Genomic DNA, 15,676 nt, shown 5'->3' on the forward strand with positions numbered 1-15,676 from the left:
GAGCGAAAATTCACTCATCTTTTATTATACTATTTCTTTGTAATATATGCCCATTTATAACTGAAGTCTCCACCAAACGTATGGTTAGCGATACCTTTTACATATGTCTTCTCTAAATAAGCCGTACTTTGCTGATACGTAGGAGAGATTGCAGCATCTTGACCAATTAAGATTTTTTCAGCTTCTGCAAGTGCTTTCCAGCGTGCTGCGTCATCTTTTAGTAGTTCTCCTTTTGATTTTGCTACTAAATCATCGTACTTCGGATTTGAATAATCCATTTCATTAAATGAGCTTCCAGTAACGAACATATCAATATATGTCATTGGGTCTGGATAATCTGGACTCCATGCAGATAATGAGAATTCATATTCAAATTTCTTTTCTAAATCTAACTTCTGCTTATATGGTTGTTGCTTCAGATTCACTTTAATACCAGGTAAGTTTTTCTCTAATTCTTCTTTAATAAAGTCGCCCACTTTTTTACGACTACCGTTATCATCATTTAGTAATTCTACTGTAATTGTATCTTGACCAAGTTCTTTCTTCGCTTCTTCCCACAGTTTTTTTGCTTTCGCAGCATTATCTTTACTGTCACGGAAATTTTTATTTACAGTACGGAAGTCTTTTCCATCTGGTCCTGTCGTAAACTTTTCAGGTACTAAGAAATACGCCGGCAATGATCCATCATTCAAAATTACATCCGCAATTCCTTTTTTATCGTACGCTAAATCAATCGCCTCACGAACTTTTTGATTTTTAAACGTTGCATTTTTTTGATTAAAACGTAGGAAATACATACGTGGGTCTAGCTTCGTTTTAAATTCATCTGGTTTATTCTTTTTATATTTGTCTACAAACTCAGAACTTAAAATGACACGATCTGCTTGATCACTATCATATAAATTTACCCCAGTACTTGTCTCTTTTACTATACCCACATTAATTTCTTGTAATTTTACAGCATCTTTATCCCAATAATTTGGGTTTTTCTTTAACTGGTAACTTTGTTCATGTTTCCATTCACTCATTGTAAATGGTCCATTGTACAATAATTTATCTGCTTCTAATCCGTATTTATCCCCTTGTCCTTTTACATACTTTTCATTTAATGGGAAGAATGTAGGGAACGAAGTAAGCTCAAGGAAATAAGGTGCTGGTTGCTCTAATTCTACTACCAACGTTTTATCATCCTTCGCTTTAACACCTAATTGATCCGACGGTACTTCTCCTTTATTTACTTTCTGTGCATTTTTCACATCAAATAAAATAAATGCATATTCTGCTGCTATTGCTTTATCTAATGTACGTTGCCATGCATATACAAAATCTTGTGCTCGAACTGGATCACCATTTGACCATTTTGCATCACGTAATTCAAATGTATATGTCTTTTTATCTTCACTAATCTTCACGTCTTTGGCCATACCTGGAGTTGGTTTATTATCTTTATCTAGACGATATAATCCTTCCATTGCATTTACAAATACACGGAAAGATACAGAATCTGTTGATTTAGATGTATCCATTGAAGGAATTTCAGCTGTTTCTAGTAAGTTTAATACTTGCTTATCCGCTACTCCCTTACCTGCTTCTTTCTTCGTTGTAGATGCCTTCTCCCCATTTCCGCAACCTGCAACCAATACACTAGCCGATAATGCAACTGCAGCAATCGTTGTTACCTTTCTCTTCATTCTTCCTTCCCCCAATCTATATGTATAAGTTAAAACTTGTATAATATATTTTATTATACAAAAAATTCTGATTATTTTAAATATTTATTTTCATAAAAAGAAAAAAAGCGGTCAGAAATTGCTTTCCCTCCGCTTTGTTGAATAGCATTTACTTGTAAGCCATCCTCTATATCAAATGGATTTTGAACTTTAAATATTTCCTCCATTATCTTCAAAAACTCTTCTTCATTTTTAGATTCACCGTTAATCGTAAGTGAATATGGTTCCACTTCTCCCAATTTATAATCAACAATAAATTGAATTGTCACTTTTTCCCTTGGCATCTCAGGACTCTCCCCCTGAAATTCTACTAATTCTAATCCTTCCGTTCCCCGATAGTATATCCATCCTGAATTTTGAAAATAATTTTCGAACGATTCACCAATTGAAAAGACTGGATATTCATAAAGCGAGCTTGTACGAACTTTTTGTATAATATCTCGATCAGTCGGAAAAAAGAAATGACTGAAAAAAATACTAGCAACTGCTAAAATAGTAACGATTGTTGCTCCCATTTTACTCGTTCCACCACTATCACGGATCAGATAATTTTCAACCGATTCATCTTTAATTCCCCGTGCTTTTATTCGATATATACGCCTTTCTGCAAATTGATAATATAATCCATTTGCAAAAATCCCCATCCCAAATAGAATGAAAATGAGTAATAAAAACGTAAGAGGCACCATATTAATGATTGGCAACGCTACGTTGAACCCCATATAATAAGAAAATGCATCACATGCTACTAATAACAGTATAAATAAAGCAGCAGGTAAATAATACTTACGATATCCAAGCCAACCTACATTGAAAATAGCAGCCAAACCATTCCAGCTCCACCTAGCAATTCGCTTATTCTCAAGCTCCCATTTTCTTTTGTAATATGGATATTGTCTCCCTACATATACTTCTAATTCTTTGTCTATTAGCGAGCTTTCTTCACCTTGTTTATTATGCAAGTTCCGTTGACAATTTGCACAATTCAACTGATCATTAATACAAGGTCGCCCACAATTTATACATTTCAAAACAATCCCTCTTTCCATCCATACTTCATTTTAATATGCCTTCATGCTTCAATAACCACTCTTTCCTCCATAAACCACCTGCATACCCAACAAGTTTTCCACTCTTTCCTATTACACGATGACATGGAACGATAATTGAAATTGGATTCCGGCTATTTGCCCCTCCTATCGCTCGTACAGCTTTCGTATTCCCAACCTTATCTGCAATATCTAAATATGAAGCACTTACGCCATATGGTACGGTGTAAAGTGCTTCCCATACATTCTTTTGGAATGGTGTTCCTTCAGCAGACAATGGAACTGTAAACTCTTTTCTTTTTCCTTCAAAGTATTCATCTAATTCATTTATACATTGTTCAACAAGTTCATTTTTATGTTCTTCTTTTCTTTCTTCAACAAATATAACAGACGTAATCCCTTTCGTATTCGCTGTAATTTCCAGCAAACCTAATTCACTTTCATAATAAGCCTGATACATATGTCATCCTCCAATTCAATTCATATTAGCCATTGTAACACGAATAGACGAAATTTTTCGTATAAGCGTTTTATTAGGGAAACAAAAAAGAGGATGATACAATGTAAGAAAATTCAATCAAGGGGGATATTTGATGGAGCTTCAACTTTTTTCACCTTATACAATTAAGGACGTTACGCTAAAAAACCGTATCGTTATGTCGCCTATGTGTATGTATTCATCAGAGAATGAGGATGGCCGAGTAACCAATTTTCATCTCATTCATTATGGAACCAGGGCTGCTGGCCAAGTAGGCTTAGTTATGATTGAAGCAACAGCTGTGTTACCTGAAGGACGTATTTCTAACAAAGACTTAGGCATTTGGGATGATAATCTAATTGAAGGCTTACATAAGACGACAGCATTTATACATGATAACGGCGCAAAAGCTGCCATTCAACTCGCTCATGCCGGAAGAAAGGCTGAATTAGAAACGGACGCTTTAGCTCCTTCAGCAATTCCGTTTAACGATGGAATGAAAATACCCGTGGAAACGAGTAAGCAACAAATTAAAGACACCGTATTAGCTTTTCAAAAAGCTGCGTTACGTTCAAAACAAGCGGGATTTGACGTTATTGAATTACATGGTGCTCACGGTTATCTTATTAATGAATTTCTTTCTCCGCTTTCCAATAAGCGGATTGATGAATACGGGGGCTCACCTGAAAATCGCTATCGTTTCTTACGCGAAATCATCGATGCTGTAAATGAAGTTTGGAACGGACCGTTATTTGTTCGTATTTCAGCAAATGATTATCATCCTGACGGGTTAACGGTTCAAGATTATGTGCAGTATACAGGATGGATGAAAGAACAAGGGGTAGATTTAATCGATTGTAGTTCTGGTGCTGTTGTACCCGCACATATTGATGTGTATCCTGGTTACCAAGTACAATATGCTAAACATATTAAGGAGCATGTTGACATCGCGACTGGTGCGGTAGGATTAATTACAACCGGATCACAAGCAGAGCAAATTTTAAATAATAACGAAGCAGATTTAATTTTTATCGGACGCGAGTTACTTCGTAATCCATACTTCCCAAGAATAGCTGCCAATGAACTTGGCTTTGAATTACAAGAACCATATCAGTACCGACGAGCACCTGGAAACATTAAAACTAATAAATAAAACCGAGAAGAATATGTAATACTGAATCTAAAATAATTAAAGATATATAAGATATACTACACGACAACACATGTTGTTTAACAATGTAGTTTTAAGGTGTATCAACACTTTGCTTGATACACCTATTTTTTATGTTTTTTATCACCCATTTATCACTACATTCAAACTCTTTATTACCACTTTTATTACTACATTCATTAAGTCAACAAATATGTTATATCCTTTCTTTTAAAACTGCCCTCTTTACTTTAAGTACAATACTTCACAATTTTTTCACCTAAATAAATTCAATCTCTTAAAAGTGTTATCCATGTAAAAAGATGCCACCTTATTAAAGAAAAGCGCTTTATAGTGGAATAATAAAATAGAGAAATAGAAACAACTTAGGTTATTTCCCTTCAAGTAACGCAACCGTTGTAGCTTAGAAATAAAGTTTGATTAAATTAGACCTTAAAAAATTGAAATTAATACATAATAAAACAACACTTGAAATTATTCATACTTGCTTTAATTATAATATACATTTGGACACAATTTAGACACAAAATATCCGATTCCTTGTACGCTAAGGGATCGGATATTTATTTTACTGTTTTATATAGTTTACAATTTCTCGCTTACGAGATCTGTGTAGCAACCGAACCAAATCTTACGTTAAGTATTAGTGGACATCAAAAATAGTAATGACTAATCCAGATTAACATCCATCCAATTCACAATTAAATATACCAATATGTTAAATGGCTAAATAATACAAACGGTATGATGAGAATTTCTACTCTTTTCATACCGTTTTACATTTGTTTATAAGTTTCATACGAAATCCGTGGAAAGATGGCAGCATCTCTTTTATAAATAAGTCTCAAAAGTTACCATACCTGATAAAGGAAATATTAATGTAACTCTAGTTCCTTTATTCATTTCAGATTCAATGCCAATTTTCAATCCTAGTTTTGAACACAGTTTTTCGCATAGATACAAGCCCATTCCTGTACTTTTGCTAAATCTCCTGCCATTCTCTCCAGTAAATCCTTTCTCAAAAACTCTATTTATATCTTTAGGTATTATCCCTACTCCATTGTCCTCTATGGTTAGTATTACTGAATTAGCTTTCTTTATTGTGTATATACGTATCATTTGTTCCTTGTTATTTGAGTACTTTATGGAATTTCCTACTATTTGATTAATAATAAATTCAATCCATTTTCTATCACTATATACGATTTCATTAATATCCTTTATATCTAACTTTATTCTCTTATGAATAAAATCTCTATAATTTCTTTTAATTACAGTTCTTACTACATCATCAAGGTTAATTGGTTTTATAATATAGTCCTTACCGACATTATTGCTTCGAGAATAATACAGCACCTGTTCTACAAACCCTTCGATTCGATCCAATTGGGAGTCTATTTTATTAGTATCTTCATTTTGATTATTTTCAATTATTAGCTTTGTAGAAGCTATCGGCGTCTTAATTTCATGTACCCAGGTTTCTATATATTCCCTATAATCCGATTGCATATCTCTATAATATTTTACATTTTCATGCATATCTCTACTTACTTCTTTCAATATCGCGTTAAGCTTTTCCCCGTGTATAAAATTTGATTCCTTTACTACCTCTGGAAGTAAGTATTTTTTCTCCAAGTTTTCTAATATGCCATTAATCTCATTATAATAATTTTTACATCTTATAAATTCCATAGCCATATATGAAATCAATGGAAAAAACCAAATACAAAAGACAAAGAATATTATAATGAACTGAACATTCACATTCAGCAATATACCCGCCAGTATAATAAATACCAGTACATTAGATAGTATTACTACTATTTTATCTTTAATAAATTCACCTATATTCATGGCATTATATACCCTAAGTTTCTTCTTGTTGCAATTGGATTTTCTATACCTATCTCTTCAAGCTTTTTTCTTAATCTATTTATATTAACAGTTAAGGTGCCATCATCCACAAAATAATCAGCTTTCCATAAGGCTTCCATGAGTGAATCTCTTTTTACAATATTACCGCGATTATTTATTAAGCATGAGAGTATCTTAACTTCATTTTTAGTTAACTCTACAGACTTGTCTTGATGAGTAACTGTTGCATTTGAAAGATTTAAATTAAAATCCCTATAAATTAAGATATTATTCGTCTTGAAATCTCCAGATGTTCTTCTTAAAATGTTTGTTACTCTTGCTAATAGTATTTCTGTATTATAAGGCTTTGTTATAAAATCATCCGCTCCTAAATTCATACTTATGAGTTCATCTACCTCACTATCTCTACTTGTAACCATGATGATTGGAACATCTGAAGTTTTACGTATTTCTCTGCATATATAATAGCCATCGAACACAGGAAGATTTATGTCTAGTAATATAAGGTCTGCATTCTCACTTTCTATATATTCGATACTATGATTAAACTCTGTGGGAGCCTTTACTTCATATCCATACTTTATAAAAAAATTTTGTAATTCTTCTCTGATGATTTCATCATCTTCAATCAGAATGATTTTTTTCATGACTTTTCCCTTCCTATATAGAATATAAGGCTATTACATCTTGAGAAACAAGGTGTAATAGCCTTAATGAGCATTATAAAATCAAGTATTACTTTTTACAATATTTTTATACCCGACATATGTCGTGTAGAAATATCCTACATAAACTACAAGAAATACTAAGCCAGTCATCAATGCTGGTAAAGTAATGTCTGTTTGTTGAATTGCGTTAATAAAATTATTGATTACATAAATTCCAAATACAGAATGAATTAGGGCAAGAATAACTGGAAGACTAAAGTATACGAAAGTTTGAATAAAAATCGTTTTGTCGATCATTGTTCCGTTTGAACCAATTCTCTTCAAAGATTTATATCGATCTATGCTATCACTGGCTTCTGATAATTGTTGAAGAGCTAATACAGCCATACTCGTTATTAAAAATACAATACCTATATATATCCCAATAAACAGTACGATAGTTTTCAATCCCTTACTTTCTGCACGAATTTCATCCTTTGATTTGCCTGATATATATACAACATTTAATTTCGGGCCATTTTCGTCATAAAAGCCCCGTACAACGTTATCATATTTTTTATTATATTCTTCTCTATTTCCATCTAAATAATTTACATTAAGTACGGATGCAATAATTTTGTATCCTGATAAAAACTCATCATTTATAATGATTGTGAAGTAATTAGTTTGCACATCAGAAGTGTAAAGATTCTCTTGTATAACTTTAGCGTTTTTTACCAGATATTCTTTTTCTTTAATGTTCACCTTATTGCTATTTTTTAATCTTTCATTTATCGAATTAACCAACCGGTTATTATTTGATAAAAGTAAAACTTCATTGTGATTTAAAGTAATTTTCTTATCACCTTTGAGATTTAAAGTTTTATTATAATCAGATACTTTAATGAAATCCACACCGACATTCTTAGCACCTTTAGGTACTTCTGGTACAAAGTCCCCCACTTCCATCCCTGTTTGATATACATTATAAGATACATATTTTTCGTTATTACTTAGTTTAAAGTTAACTTTATTTAATACGTCTTCTATAGTGTAACTTTCATCCTTATTCTCCAACGTAATACTGGCATCAAATGGTGTTACTTCTTTCATTGCTACGTCTATACTTCTTTTAAAGCTGAGTCCTGTAGATAAAGCCACCATTGTAAGGCATAACATTAAACAGATTACAGACATGGATATAAAATTTGTATTAACCTTACTATTTATTTGTTTGATGATAAATATATTTAACCCTTTAAAATAGACTTTTTTATTCTTCTTTACAACATATAATATAAATCCAGATAAACTAAAGAAAAACAGAAATGTACCTAATATGCCAAGAATGATTGATACCATGAGCATAGGATTCATATAATTCAATCCGATTTTTAGTACAGTCACATATGCATATCCAAGTGATGCTACACACATAATAAATGTGATTACATAGATAAGTGGATTTCTAAATTTTATATCTTCGTTTTTTCTACCTGCTGTTAACAAATCAATTATTTTGTATTTAGAAACAACATATACATTAAATAACATAACAAGCAAAAACATGACTCCAAAGTATACTACGCTTTTACCTATAGCACCTGTTGAAATTGCAAATTTATATTTATTGATGGGCAATTCAAATAACTTCAATGCAAATGTAGATAATCCCTGCGATACTCCAATACCTATTATAAGTCCACTCACTAAAGATATAATACCAACTAGAAATGTCTCTGTTACTAATATTCTGGATATGTTTCTTCTTCCCATACCTAAAGTCATGTATATTCCTAATTCTTTTTTACGTTTTTTGATTAAGAAATTATTTGCATACAATATTAAACCACCTAATATTACGGATACAAATACTGACACATTTGAGATAGCGTTCATTACTGTAGGCACATACTTTCTATCTGAAGCGTTAATTTCCATAAGTGCCTTTTGTGATTCTATTGAGTTAAAGCTATAAAATATACAAACAGCCAGTGTTAGTGTTAAGAAATATATTGCATAATCTTTAAGACTTTTCTTTACATTCCCAATAGCAATCTTAGAATACATTATTATCGTCACCTCCAAGAAGGGTTATAACTTCGATAATTTTAGTAAAGAATTCTTTTCTGGAATCATTCCCTCTTACCAACTCGATAAATATTTTTCCATCTTTAATAAAAAGAATTCTACGAGCATAGCTTGCTGTAAATGCATCATGAGTAACCATAAGTATGGTAGCTTTTAAATCCTTATTTAGACTTTCAAATCTTTCAAGTAATAATCTAGCTGATTTAGAATCTAACGATCCTGTTGGTTCATCTGCAAGTACTAAAGATGGATCTGTTACGATAGCTCTTGCCGAACCAACCCTTTGTTTTTGTCCGCCTGACATTTGATAAGGGTATTTGCTTAATACTTGTTCAATGTCTAAATATTTTGCAACTGCTTGTATTTTCCCATCAATTTTTGAACTTTTCTCACCTTTTATTGTTAACGCTAGGGCAATATTTTCATAAGCAGTAAGGGTATCTAATAAATTAAAGTCCTGAAATATAAACCCTAATTCATTTTGTCTAAACTTATCTAGTGACTTTGATTTTAACCGAGTAATGTCACTATTATTTATCATTATTTTCCCCGTAGTAACATTATCAATCGTTGATATACAGTTAAGTAATGTAGTTTTGCCACTTCCTGAAGGCCCCATTATCCCAACAAATTCTCCCTCATCTACCTTAAAACTAATATTATCTATAGCCTTTGTTACATGATCTTTATTACCATAATATTTTTCAATCTTTTCTACACTTAATATATTTCGCATTAATACCTCTCCTTTTTCATTATAAAAATTCTTTAACTCCCATTCATTTATGTTATTCATTTTATATAATTTCATTTATAGTATCGATGGAATTACATTTCATTAACATTACATTTTTGTTATATTGAGCGATACCTCTACATATAAGTTACCAGAAATCGCGATGGTATAAGTAAGGATTATTCGATGCCTTACCAAAGAGGCAGATAAATGTAGGGGTATCGGTTCTGGTGCAAAAACGATAAGACTTATGTAATTATAGGTAATAAAAAACTCTAAATATTGATTAAACATACTTTATCTACGTTTTACAACCATATTAGAGAAAGAACTTTACTAATAATAAAATATCATTAATTTTCTCCAAAAAAAACATTTTAGATCAAAGGACCAATTATCCATTTCTAATCTAACCTAATCTTAAAGTTCAAATTTTATTTAGAAACCCCCATCTTTTTTTGCTTTTTAAACATAATCCCAATCCTAAACCAATTACCGCAACCACAATTGATTATAAGAAAGTGTCATTGTTCCCAGCAATAAAGGCATCTATTGAAATTGTTTTTTTCAGCTTTTGAATCGCATCAGCTGACATTCCGATCATCTCAGATTTATGTTCTTTTAACATTTCTGTACCATGAAACTGTGTACGATTCGATATCAACGTGACAATAAGACTTGAAGTTATTGCTACAACTGTTTGCCCTAATGTACTGTTCATCGCAGTACCATGTGATACTTCTTCTGGCTTTAATGCATTGAGTGCATTTGTTTGAAGAGACATTTGAACCATCCCCACGCCAATTAAACGAATAGCATACGTTAAACAAATAACCCACGAAGCGGTTTCTAGTCCTAGATTCCCTAAAATTACAGATGCCACAATCATTAAAGGAAAACCGATTAGGATAAGTGGACGAATTCCAAAACGATCAAATAACTTACCGTTAATTGGTGCTAATAATCCCATAATCATCGCACCTGGAAGCATAATTAATCCTGATTTTAATGCTGTCATGCCTTGAATGTTCTGCAAAAATAACGGTACAGAAATCATCACCGAATACATTGCAAAGATAGTTGTAATTAGCACGAAAATAGATAATGTATATTTAGGGTTTAGGAAGATCTTAAAGTTTAAAATTGGTTTTTCTAAGAAGTTTTGACGAATGACAAAAGCTGCAATTCCTAAAACCCCTGCAATTAAACTAACAATAACTACTGTGGAATCCAAGCCTTCTTTACCCGTAGCACTAAAATACCCGAACCAGAACAAAAGCATGAATTACTAAACTATCTAGAATGGGCAGAAAAAACGAAGGGATTTTACGAGGAAAAAGGTTTTAATTTGGAAGTAATGAAAATAAAAAAACCATAAAAATGGTTTAGAGTGTGATTACGAAAAACGAAGGATTACCTCCTTCGAACTAGGTAAAAAAGCAATAGACGTCCTTCTTGCGGAGGGCAAAGAAGTTACCTTGCACAATGTATCTAAAAAGACAAAAGAACTCGATGAACAAGGCCAAGGGATTCATTTTAATACTATAAGAAATCATGAAAAAATCTATGCGTATTATAAAGAAAAGAGTAAGAGTTATAAGAAAAAACAAAAAGAGATCGAAAAGCACCTTCCCTATCGACAAAATGAAAAACATGCTTTTCATGAGTTTGAACAATTAAAGTCTGACAAGAATTTAAAGAATGTTTACCGACAGTATATGCGTCTAACGAAGTCCGAATTAGCAACGCGTTTAATAGAAACTGAGCAGTATATCGCGAAAGGAAATCAGGCGTATTTGAAAAGGTTATTTGAGACGTATGAGGGATAAAAGTGGAATAAAATTGTCATGATAAAAGGAGTGGATTCCCCACTCCTCTTTCATTTTAGTATAAGTGTTAAACAACATGTATTTACTGTTAATCCAAGCCTAAAACTCTATTTCCTTTGTCTTTCAGTAAAAATTATTCTTCTCGGTTTTATTTATTTTATTTCTATAATATCGTTTGAACTATAAATATGAATACCAGATTCTTCACGTAGCGCTGTTATATACATTCCTTTCGCCACATCTTTAGCTGAAATTGGTTTATACTTTTTAAAAGCCCCTTTAAATATAAACGGAAGAATACGAGATAATTTCTCAGCCATTCTTTCCCCAAAACGATATTCTTGTCGATTTCCAACTAATAATGACGGCCTGAAAATATGTATGCCACCAATAACTAGCTTTTTCAGCTCCTCTTCCATTTTCCCCTTCACTTGCGAGTAAAAGAAAAATGATTTAGGTTTTGCTCCCATTGATGAAATAACAAGAAAATTTTGCACGCCTTGTTTTTCAGCTAAGCAGGCAGCTCGTAATGTATATTCATAATCTACTTTTTTAAAATTCGACTTCGACTTCGCTTTTTTTATCGTTGTTCCTAAGCAACTAAAAACATCATCTACTGCAAAAAATTCTTTGTATTCCTCTAATACTGAAAAATCCACCTGTTTCTGTTGCAATTTCTCGTGCTGTAATTGTAATGGTTCCCTTACAAAAATAGTAACCGAATCGTAGTAATCTGAGTCAAGTAATAGTCGCGTTATTTCTTGTCCAACTAACCCACTTGCGCCAAGTACTAACGCTGTTCGCTTATTCATATATGTGTATACCTCTTTATTTACTATTCTCTCCTATAGCTAATCGTCGCTAACAGGAGTTTCCGTTCTCCCATTTTACCATAAGTAAAGCACTATGCGTATGCATAGTGCTTTACTTACTCTTTTTTCTCTTCTTTTTCTTCCGCTGGCAATTTTGTAATTGTTGTAGCATCCCCTAAATTACTTATTAGTCTTCTTAAAAAAATTAAAACAAAAGATAATGGCAAAACAACCGCAAGTATTAATAAGATAGCTTCCATGAAGTAACCCAAGCGCTCATCCCCTTTTTTCTGCTCCCTCCCAATATATGAAAGTAACATTGTCACATATGCACTAATCATAAAAATTAATACCTTTCTTTTTGACAGATTTATTACAAAATCAAATCGTAATGATTATTATTTATTGCAACTTTCATAAAGATGTATTATACTAGGTTCGCAAACTAAAACGTAATTATTCCGTTTTGTATTAAAACGATATTTTCTTCTTATATTTGGAGAAAATATAATTGTAAAAAAGAAAAGAGGAGAATTATATGCCTAAAAAATTAGCTCTATTTTCATTTATACTTATTTTCACACTCATCTTTGCTGGATGTTCTAACAACAAAGATAGTACAGCGAAAAAAGATGGGAAACTTTCTGTTTATACAACCATTTTCCCACTCGCTGACTTTGCAAAAAAAATCGGTGGTGATTATGTAAATGTAGAAACAATTTACCCACCTGGTGCGGATTCTCATACATTTGAACCAAGTCAAAAGCAGACTGTACAAGTGGCGAAAGCCGATTTATTTGTTTATAACGGCGCAGAATTAGAACCATTTGCCGAAAAAATGGAAAAATCATTAAAAAAAGAAAACGTAAAAATTGTAAATGCATCTAAAGATATCGAACTTCGTGCTTCATCTGAAGAAGAGCAGCACGATCATGGAGACGGTCATAAAGAAGATGAACATCATCACGATAAAGACCCACACGTTTGGATAGACCCTACTCTTGCGATGAAACAAGCAGAAAAAATTAAAAATGCACTTGTAGAATTACAGCCTGAACATAAAAAAGAGTTCGAAAAAAACTTTGCAGCACTACAAACAAAATTTACTGATTTAGATGATCAATTTAAAGCAGTTGTTGCAAATGCAAAAACGAAAGAAATATTAGTTTCACACGCAGCTTACGGCTACTGGGAACAACGATACGGTTTGAAACAAATTCCAATCGCTGGAATTTCAGCATCTGATGAACCATCTCAAAAGCAGCTTACTGACATTACAAAAACAGTAAAAGAGCACGGTCTACAATATATTTTATTTGAAACATTCTCTACTCCAAAAGTAGCATCAGTTATTCAAAAAGAAACAGGTACAAAAATTTTACGCTTAAATCACCTTGCTACTATTTCTGAGGATGATGCAAAGAACAATAAAGATTACTTCACATTAATGGAAGAAAACGTAAATACTTTAAAAGAAGCAACAAACTAATCAACTATATTTTCTAGGCAGCTGAATATGTCATTCAGCTGCCTTTTTATGTATTTATCCTTGACTTGATCGAAATAACAAGTAGAATTATCCATATTAGCTTGTAAGCTATACTAATTTAGAAGGTGAGTTGGAACTATGAATCTTCACATTTGTGAAGTAACAGCAAATAATTGGCGTTCAGTTGCTGCTTTAGACGTAGCAAAAGACCAGCAGCAGTTTATTGAAAGCAATGCGTTTTCTTTAGCGGAATCATTATATGAAGAAAACGGAACGTCAGTAGGCTTATATGACAAAGAAACACTCGTTGGATACGCAATGTACGGTTGGTATTCCCAAAAACATGAAAGTGTATGGTTAGATCGTTTTATGATTGACCAACAATTTCAAGGAAAAGGATACGCAAAACGTTTCCTTCGCTTACTAATTCAATTCTTGCAACAAAAATTCGAATGTAAAATAATTTATTTAAGTTTACATCCTGACAACAAACACGCAATGGGACTATATGAGTCATTTGGCTTCCGTTTAAATGGGGATATTGATGACGAAGGTCCAGTTGTAGGTGTTGTAATGGAATTACTTATAGATGAAAATACAAGCCTGTGAAAACAGGCTTTTTATTATGCATTTATCAATGTTATGTTTTCTATTTTTAGTTTCTTTCCCTTATATACTTCATTTTTGTAATCTAGTATTACCTCATTAAAATGCTCATAAAAAATAAGCCTGCGATTTACGCAGACTTATTTCACACATTCTTCAAAATGTTCTTGGAACCATTCTTTATTAATATCTCTTCCGATGAAAACTACTTCGCTTACTCGCTCTTCGCCCTCTTGCCACTCTCTATCGTACGAAGCAGCAAATAACGTATGCACACCTTGGAAAACAATACGTTTATCTACTCCATCAATAGATAAAATTCCTTTGTAGCGATATAAATGCTCCCCTAGTTCCTGAACGACAGCTGACATCCACTCATTCAATTTTTGTAAATCTAACGGACGTTCTTCACGTAGTACAAACGATTTTACACCTTCTAGATGGTTATGTTCTGTATGAGGGTAAATTTGCAGCGTATCTTTCGTTTTAAACGTTTGAATTTGTAATAACGATGGAATATCTACCTCACAGTTAGTCGCCTCGATTAACTTTGCAGTCGGGTTAATTCCTTGAAGTTCATGCAAGAGATTTTCTTTCTCATTTTCTTCAATTAAATCTAATTTATTAACTAACACAACATCAGCAAAGGCAATTTGTTCTTTTGCTTCTAGTCCCTTTTCAAAATGTTTATGTATATGATAGCTATCTACAACTGTTACAACACCGTTAATTTGGTATGCAGATTGAATAACTGGATCTAAAAAGAAAGTTTGAATAACCGGACCTGGATTTGCAAGACCTGTTGTTTCAATTACTAATCCATCAAAGTCCATTTTCCCTTCTGCTTTCACATCCAGTAATTGTTTTAAAGCAACAAGTAAATCTTCACGCACAGTACAGCATAAACAACCGTTTGTCATTTCCATAATTTCTTCTTCAACGTTCATAATTAATTGATTATCGATACCAATTTGTCCTATTTCATTTACAATCACTGCTAATTTCTTGCCGTGATCCTCTGATAAAATTCGATTTAATAATGTCGTTTTCCCTGATCCAAGAAAACCAGTTAGTATTGTTACTGGAATCATTCCTTACATCTCCTTATAGCTATATGTTTCTACATTATAGCATATAGAGAAAAACGTTTTTGTAGCAAAACA

15 protein-coding genes are annotated in these 15,676 nt (G+C 32.4%); 4 read left to right on the top strand and 11 right to left on the bottom strand.

Going from position 1 to position 15,676, the window contains the following annotated elements:
* Window positions 1-29 precede the first annotated feature (29 nt).
* The 3 genes from MR066_RS13890 to MR066_RS13900 all read right to left on the bottom strand — a co-directional run bounded on the left by MR066_RS13890 (window position 30) and on the right by MR066_RS13900 (window position 3,239).
* Window positions 30-1,691: a peptide ABC transporter substrate-binding protein gene (locus MR066_RS13890; RefSeq protein WP_012260774.1), complete on the bottom strand. Its 1,662-nt coding sequence runs from the start codon at window positions 1,689-1,691 to the stop codon at window positions 30-32.
* Window positions 1,692-1,762: 71 nt separating this feature from the next.
* A complete protein-coding gene (locus MR066_RS13895) occupies window positions 1,763-2,761 on the bottom strand; it encodes a DUF2628 domain-containing protein (RefSeq protein ID WP_242247488.1) in 999 nt (332 codons plus the stop codon).
* Between the two features lie 25 nt (window positions 2,762-2,786).
* Window positions 2,787-3,239, bottom strand: coding sequence for a methylated-DNA--[protein]-cysteine S-methyltransferase (locus tag MR066_RS13900; protein WP_002031467.1), 453 nt, complete (start codon window positions 3,237-3,239; stop codon window positions 2,787-2,789).
* A gap of 133 nt (window positions 3,240-3,372) precedes the next feature.
* On the opposite strand from MR066_RS13900, the gene namA reads away from it, so the two are divergent.
* A complete protein-coding gene (gene namA, locus MR066_RS13905) occupies window positions 3,373-4,410 on the top strand; it encodes an NADPH dehydrogenase NamA (RefSeq protein WP_242247489.1) in 1,038 nt (345 codons plus the stop codon).
* 849 nt (window positions 4,411-5,259) lie between these two features.
* Here namA and MR066_RS13910 read toward each other — a convergent pair.
* The 5 genes from MR066_RS13910 to MR066_RS13930 form a co-directional block, all read right to left on the bottom strand.
* Window positions 5,260-6,282, bottom strand: a complete 1,023-nt coding sequence (locus tag MR066_RS13910; RefSeq protein ID WP_242247490.1) for a sensor histidine kinase — start codon at window positions 6,280-6,282, stop codon at window positions 5,260-5,262.
* Window positions 6,279-6,950, bottom strand: coding sequence for a response regulator transcription factor (locus MR066_RS13915; RefSeq protein ID WP_242247491.1), 672 nt, complete (start codon window positions 6,948-6,950; stop codon window positions 6,279-6,281). Before MR066_RS13915 ends, MR066_RS13910 begins: the two co-directional genes overlap by 4 nt.
* Before the next feature lie 81 nt (window positions 6,951-7,031).
* Window positions 7,032-9,020: an FtsX-like permease family protein gene (locus tag MR066_RS13920; RefSeq protein WP_242247492.1), complete on the bottom strand. Its 1,989-nt coding sequence runs from the start codon at window positions 9,018-9,020 to the stop codon at window positions 7,032-7,034.
* Complete coding sequence (locus MR066_RS13925) at window positions 9,010-9,777, bottom strand: ABC transporter ATP-binding protein (RefSeq protein ID WP_242247493.1); 768 nt, start codon at window positions 9,775-9,777, stop codon at window positions 9,010-9,012. The genes MR066_RS13920 and MR066_RS13925 overlap by 11 nt, the downstream gene beginning before the upstream one ends.
* A gap of 511 nt (window positions 9,778-10,288) precedes the next feature.
* Window positions 10,289-11,011: an MFS transporter gene (locus MR066_RS13930; protein WP_242247494.1), complete on the bottom strand. Its 723-nt coding sequence runs from the start codon at window positions 11,009-11,011 to the stop codon at window positions 10,289-10,291.
* A 244-nt stretch (window positions 11,012-11,255) separates the two neighbouring features.
* On the opposite strand from MR066_RS13930, the gene MR066_RS13935 reads away from it, so the two are divergent.
* Window positions 11,256-11,606: a hypothetical protein gene (locus MR066_RS13935; protein WP_002086077.1), complete on the top strand. Its 351-nt coding sequence runs from the start codon at window positions 11,256-11,258 to the stop codon at window positions 11,604-11,606.
* A 152-nt stretch (window positions 11,607-11,758) separates the two neighbouring features.
* On the opposite strand, the gene MR066_RS13940 is transcribed toward MR066_RS13935, so the two are convergent.
* Complete coding sequence (locus MR066_RS13940) at window positions 11,759-12,418, bottom strand: oxidoreductase (RefSeq protein ID WP_002031464.1); 660 nt, start codon at window positions 12,416-12,418, stop codon at window positions 11,759-11,761.
* A gap of 116 nt (window positions 12,419-12,534) precedes the next feature.
* Window positions 12,535-12,759, bottom strand: coding sequence for a hypothetical protein (locus MR066_RS13945; protein WP_201051932.1), 225 nt, complete (start codon window positions 12,757-12,759; stop codon window positions 12,535-12,537).
* Window positions 12,760-12,956: 197 nt separating this feature from the next.
* On the opposite strand from MR066_RS13945, the gene MR066_RS13950 reads away from it, so the two are divergent.
* Window positions 12,957-13,907 (top strand): metal ABC transporter substrate-binding protein, encoded by a 951-nt coding sequence (locus MR066_RS13950; RefSeq protein WP_242247495.1) that lies wholly within the window; start codon window positions 12,957-12,959, stop codon window positions 13,905-13,907.
* A gap of 138 nt (window positions 13,908-14,045) precedes the next feature.
* Entirely contained in the window at window positions 14,046-14,516 is a 471-nt protein-coding gene (locus MR066_RS13955) for a GNAT family N-acetyltransferase (RefSeq protein ID WP_002012425.1), read from the top strand.
* Window positions 14,517-14,653: 137 nt separating this feature from the next.
* On the opposite strand, the gene MR066_RS13960 is transcribed toward MR066_RS13955, so the two are convergent.
* Window positions 14,654-15,604 carry a CobW family GTP-binding protein gene (locus tag MR066_RS13960; RefSeq protein ID WP_242247496.1) on the bottom strand — a complete coding sequence of 317 codons (951 nt, stop codon included), beginning with the start codon at window positions 15,602-15,604 and terminating at the stop codon, window positions 14,654-14,656.
* Window positions 15,605-15,676: the final 72 nt, after the last annotated feature.

Source organism: Bacillus cereus group sp. BfR-BA-01523, assembly GCF_022662615.1.
GTDB lineage: Bacteria > Bacillota > Bacilli > Bacillales > Bacillaceae_G > Bacillus_A > Bacillus_A mycoides.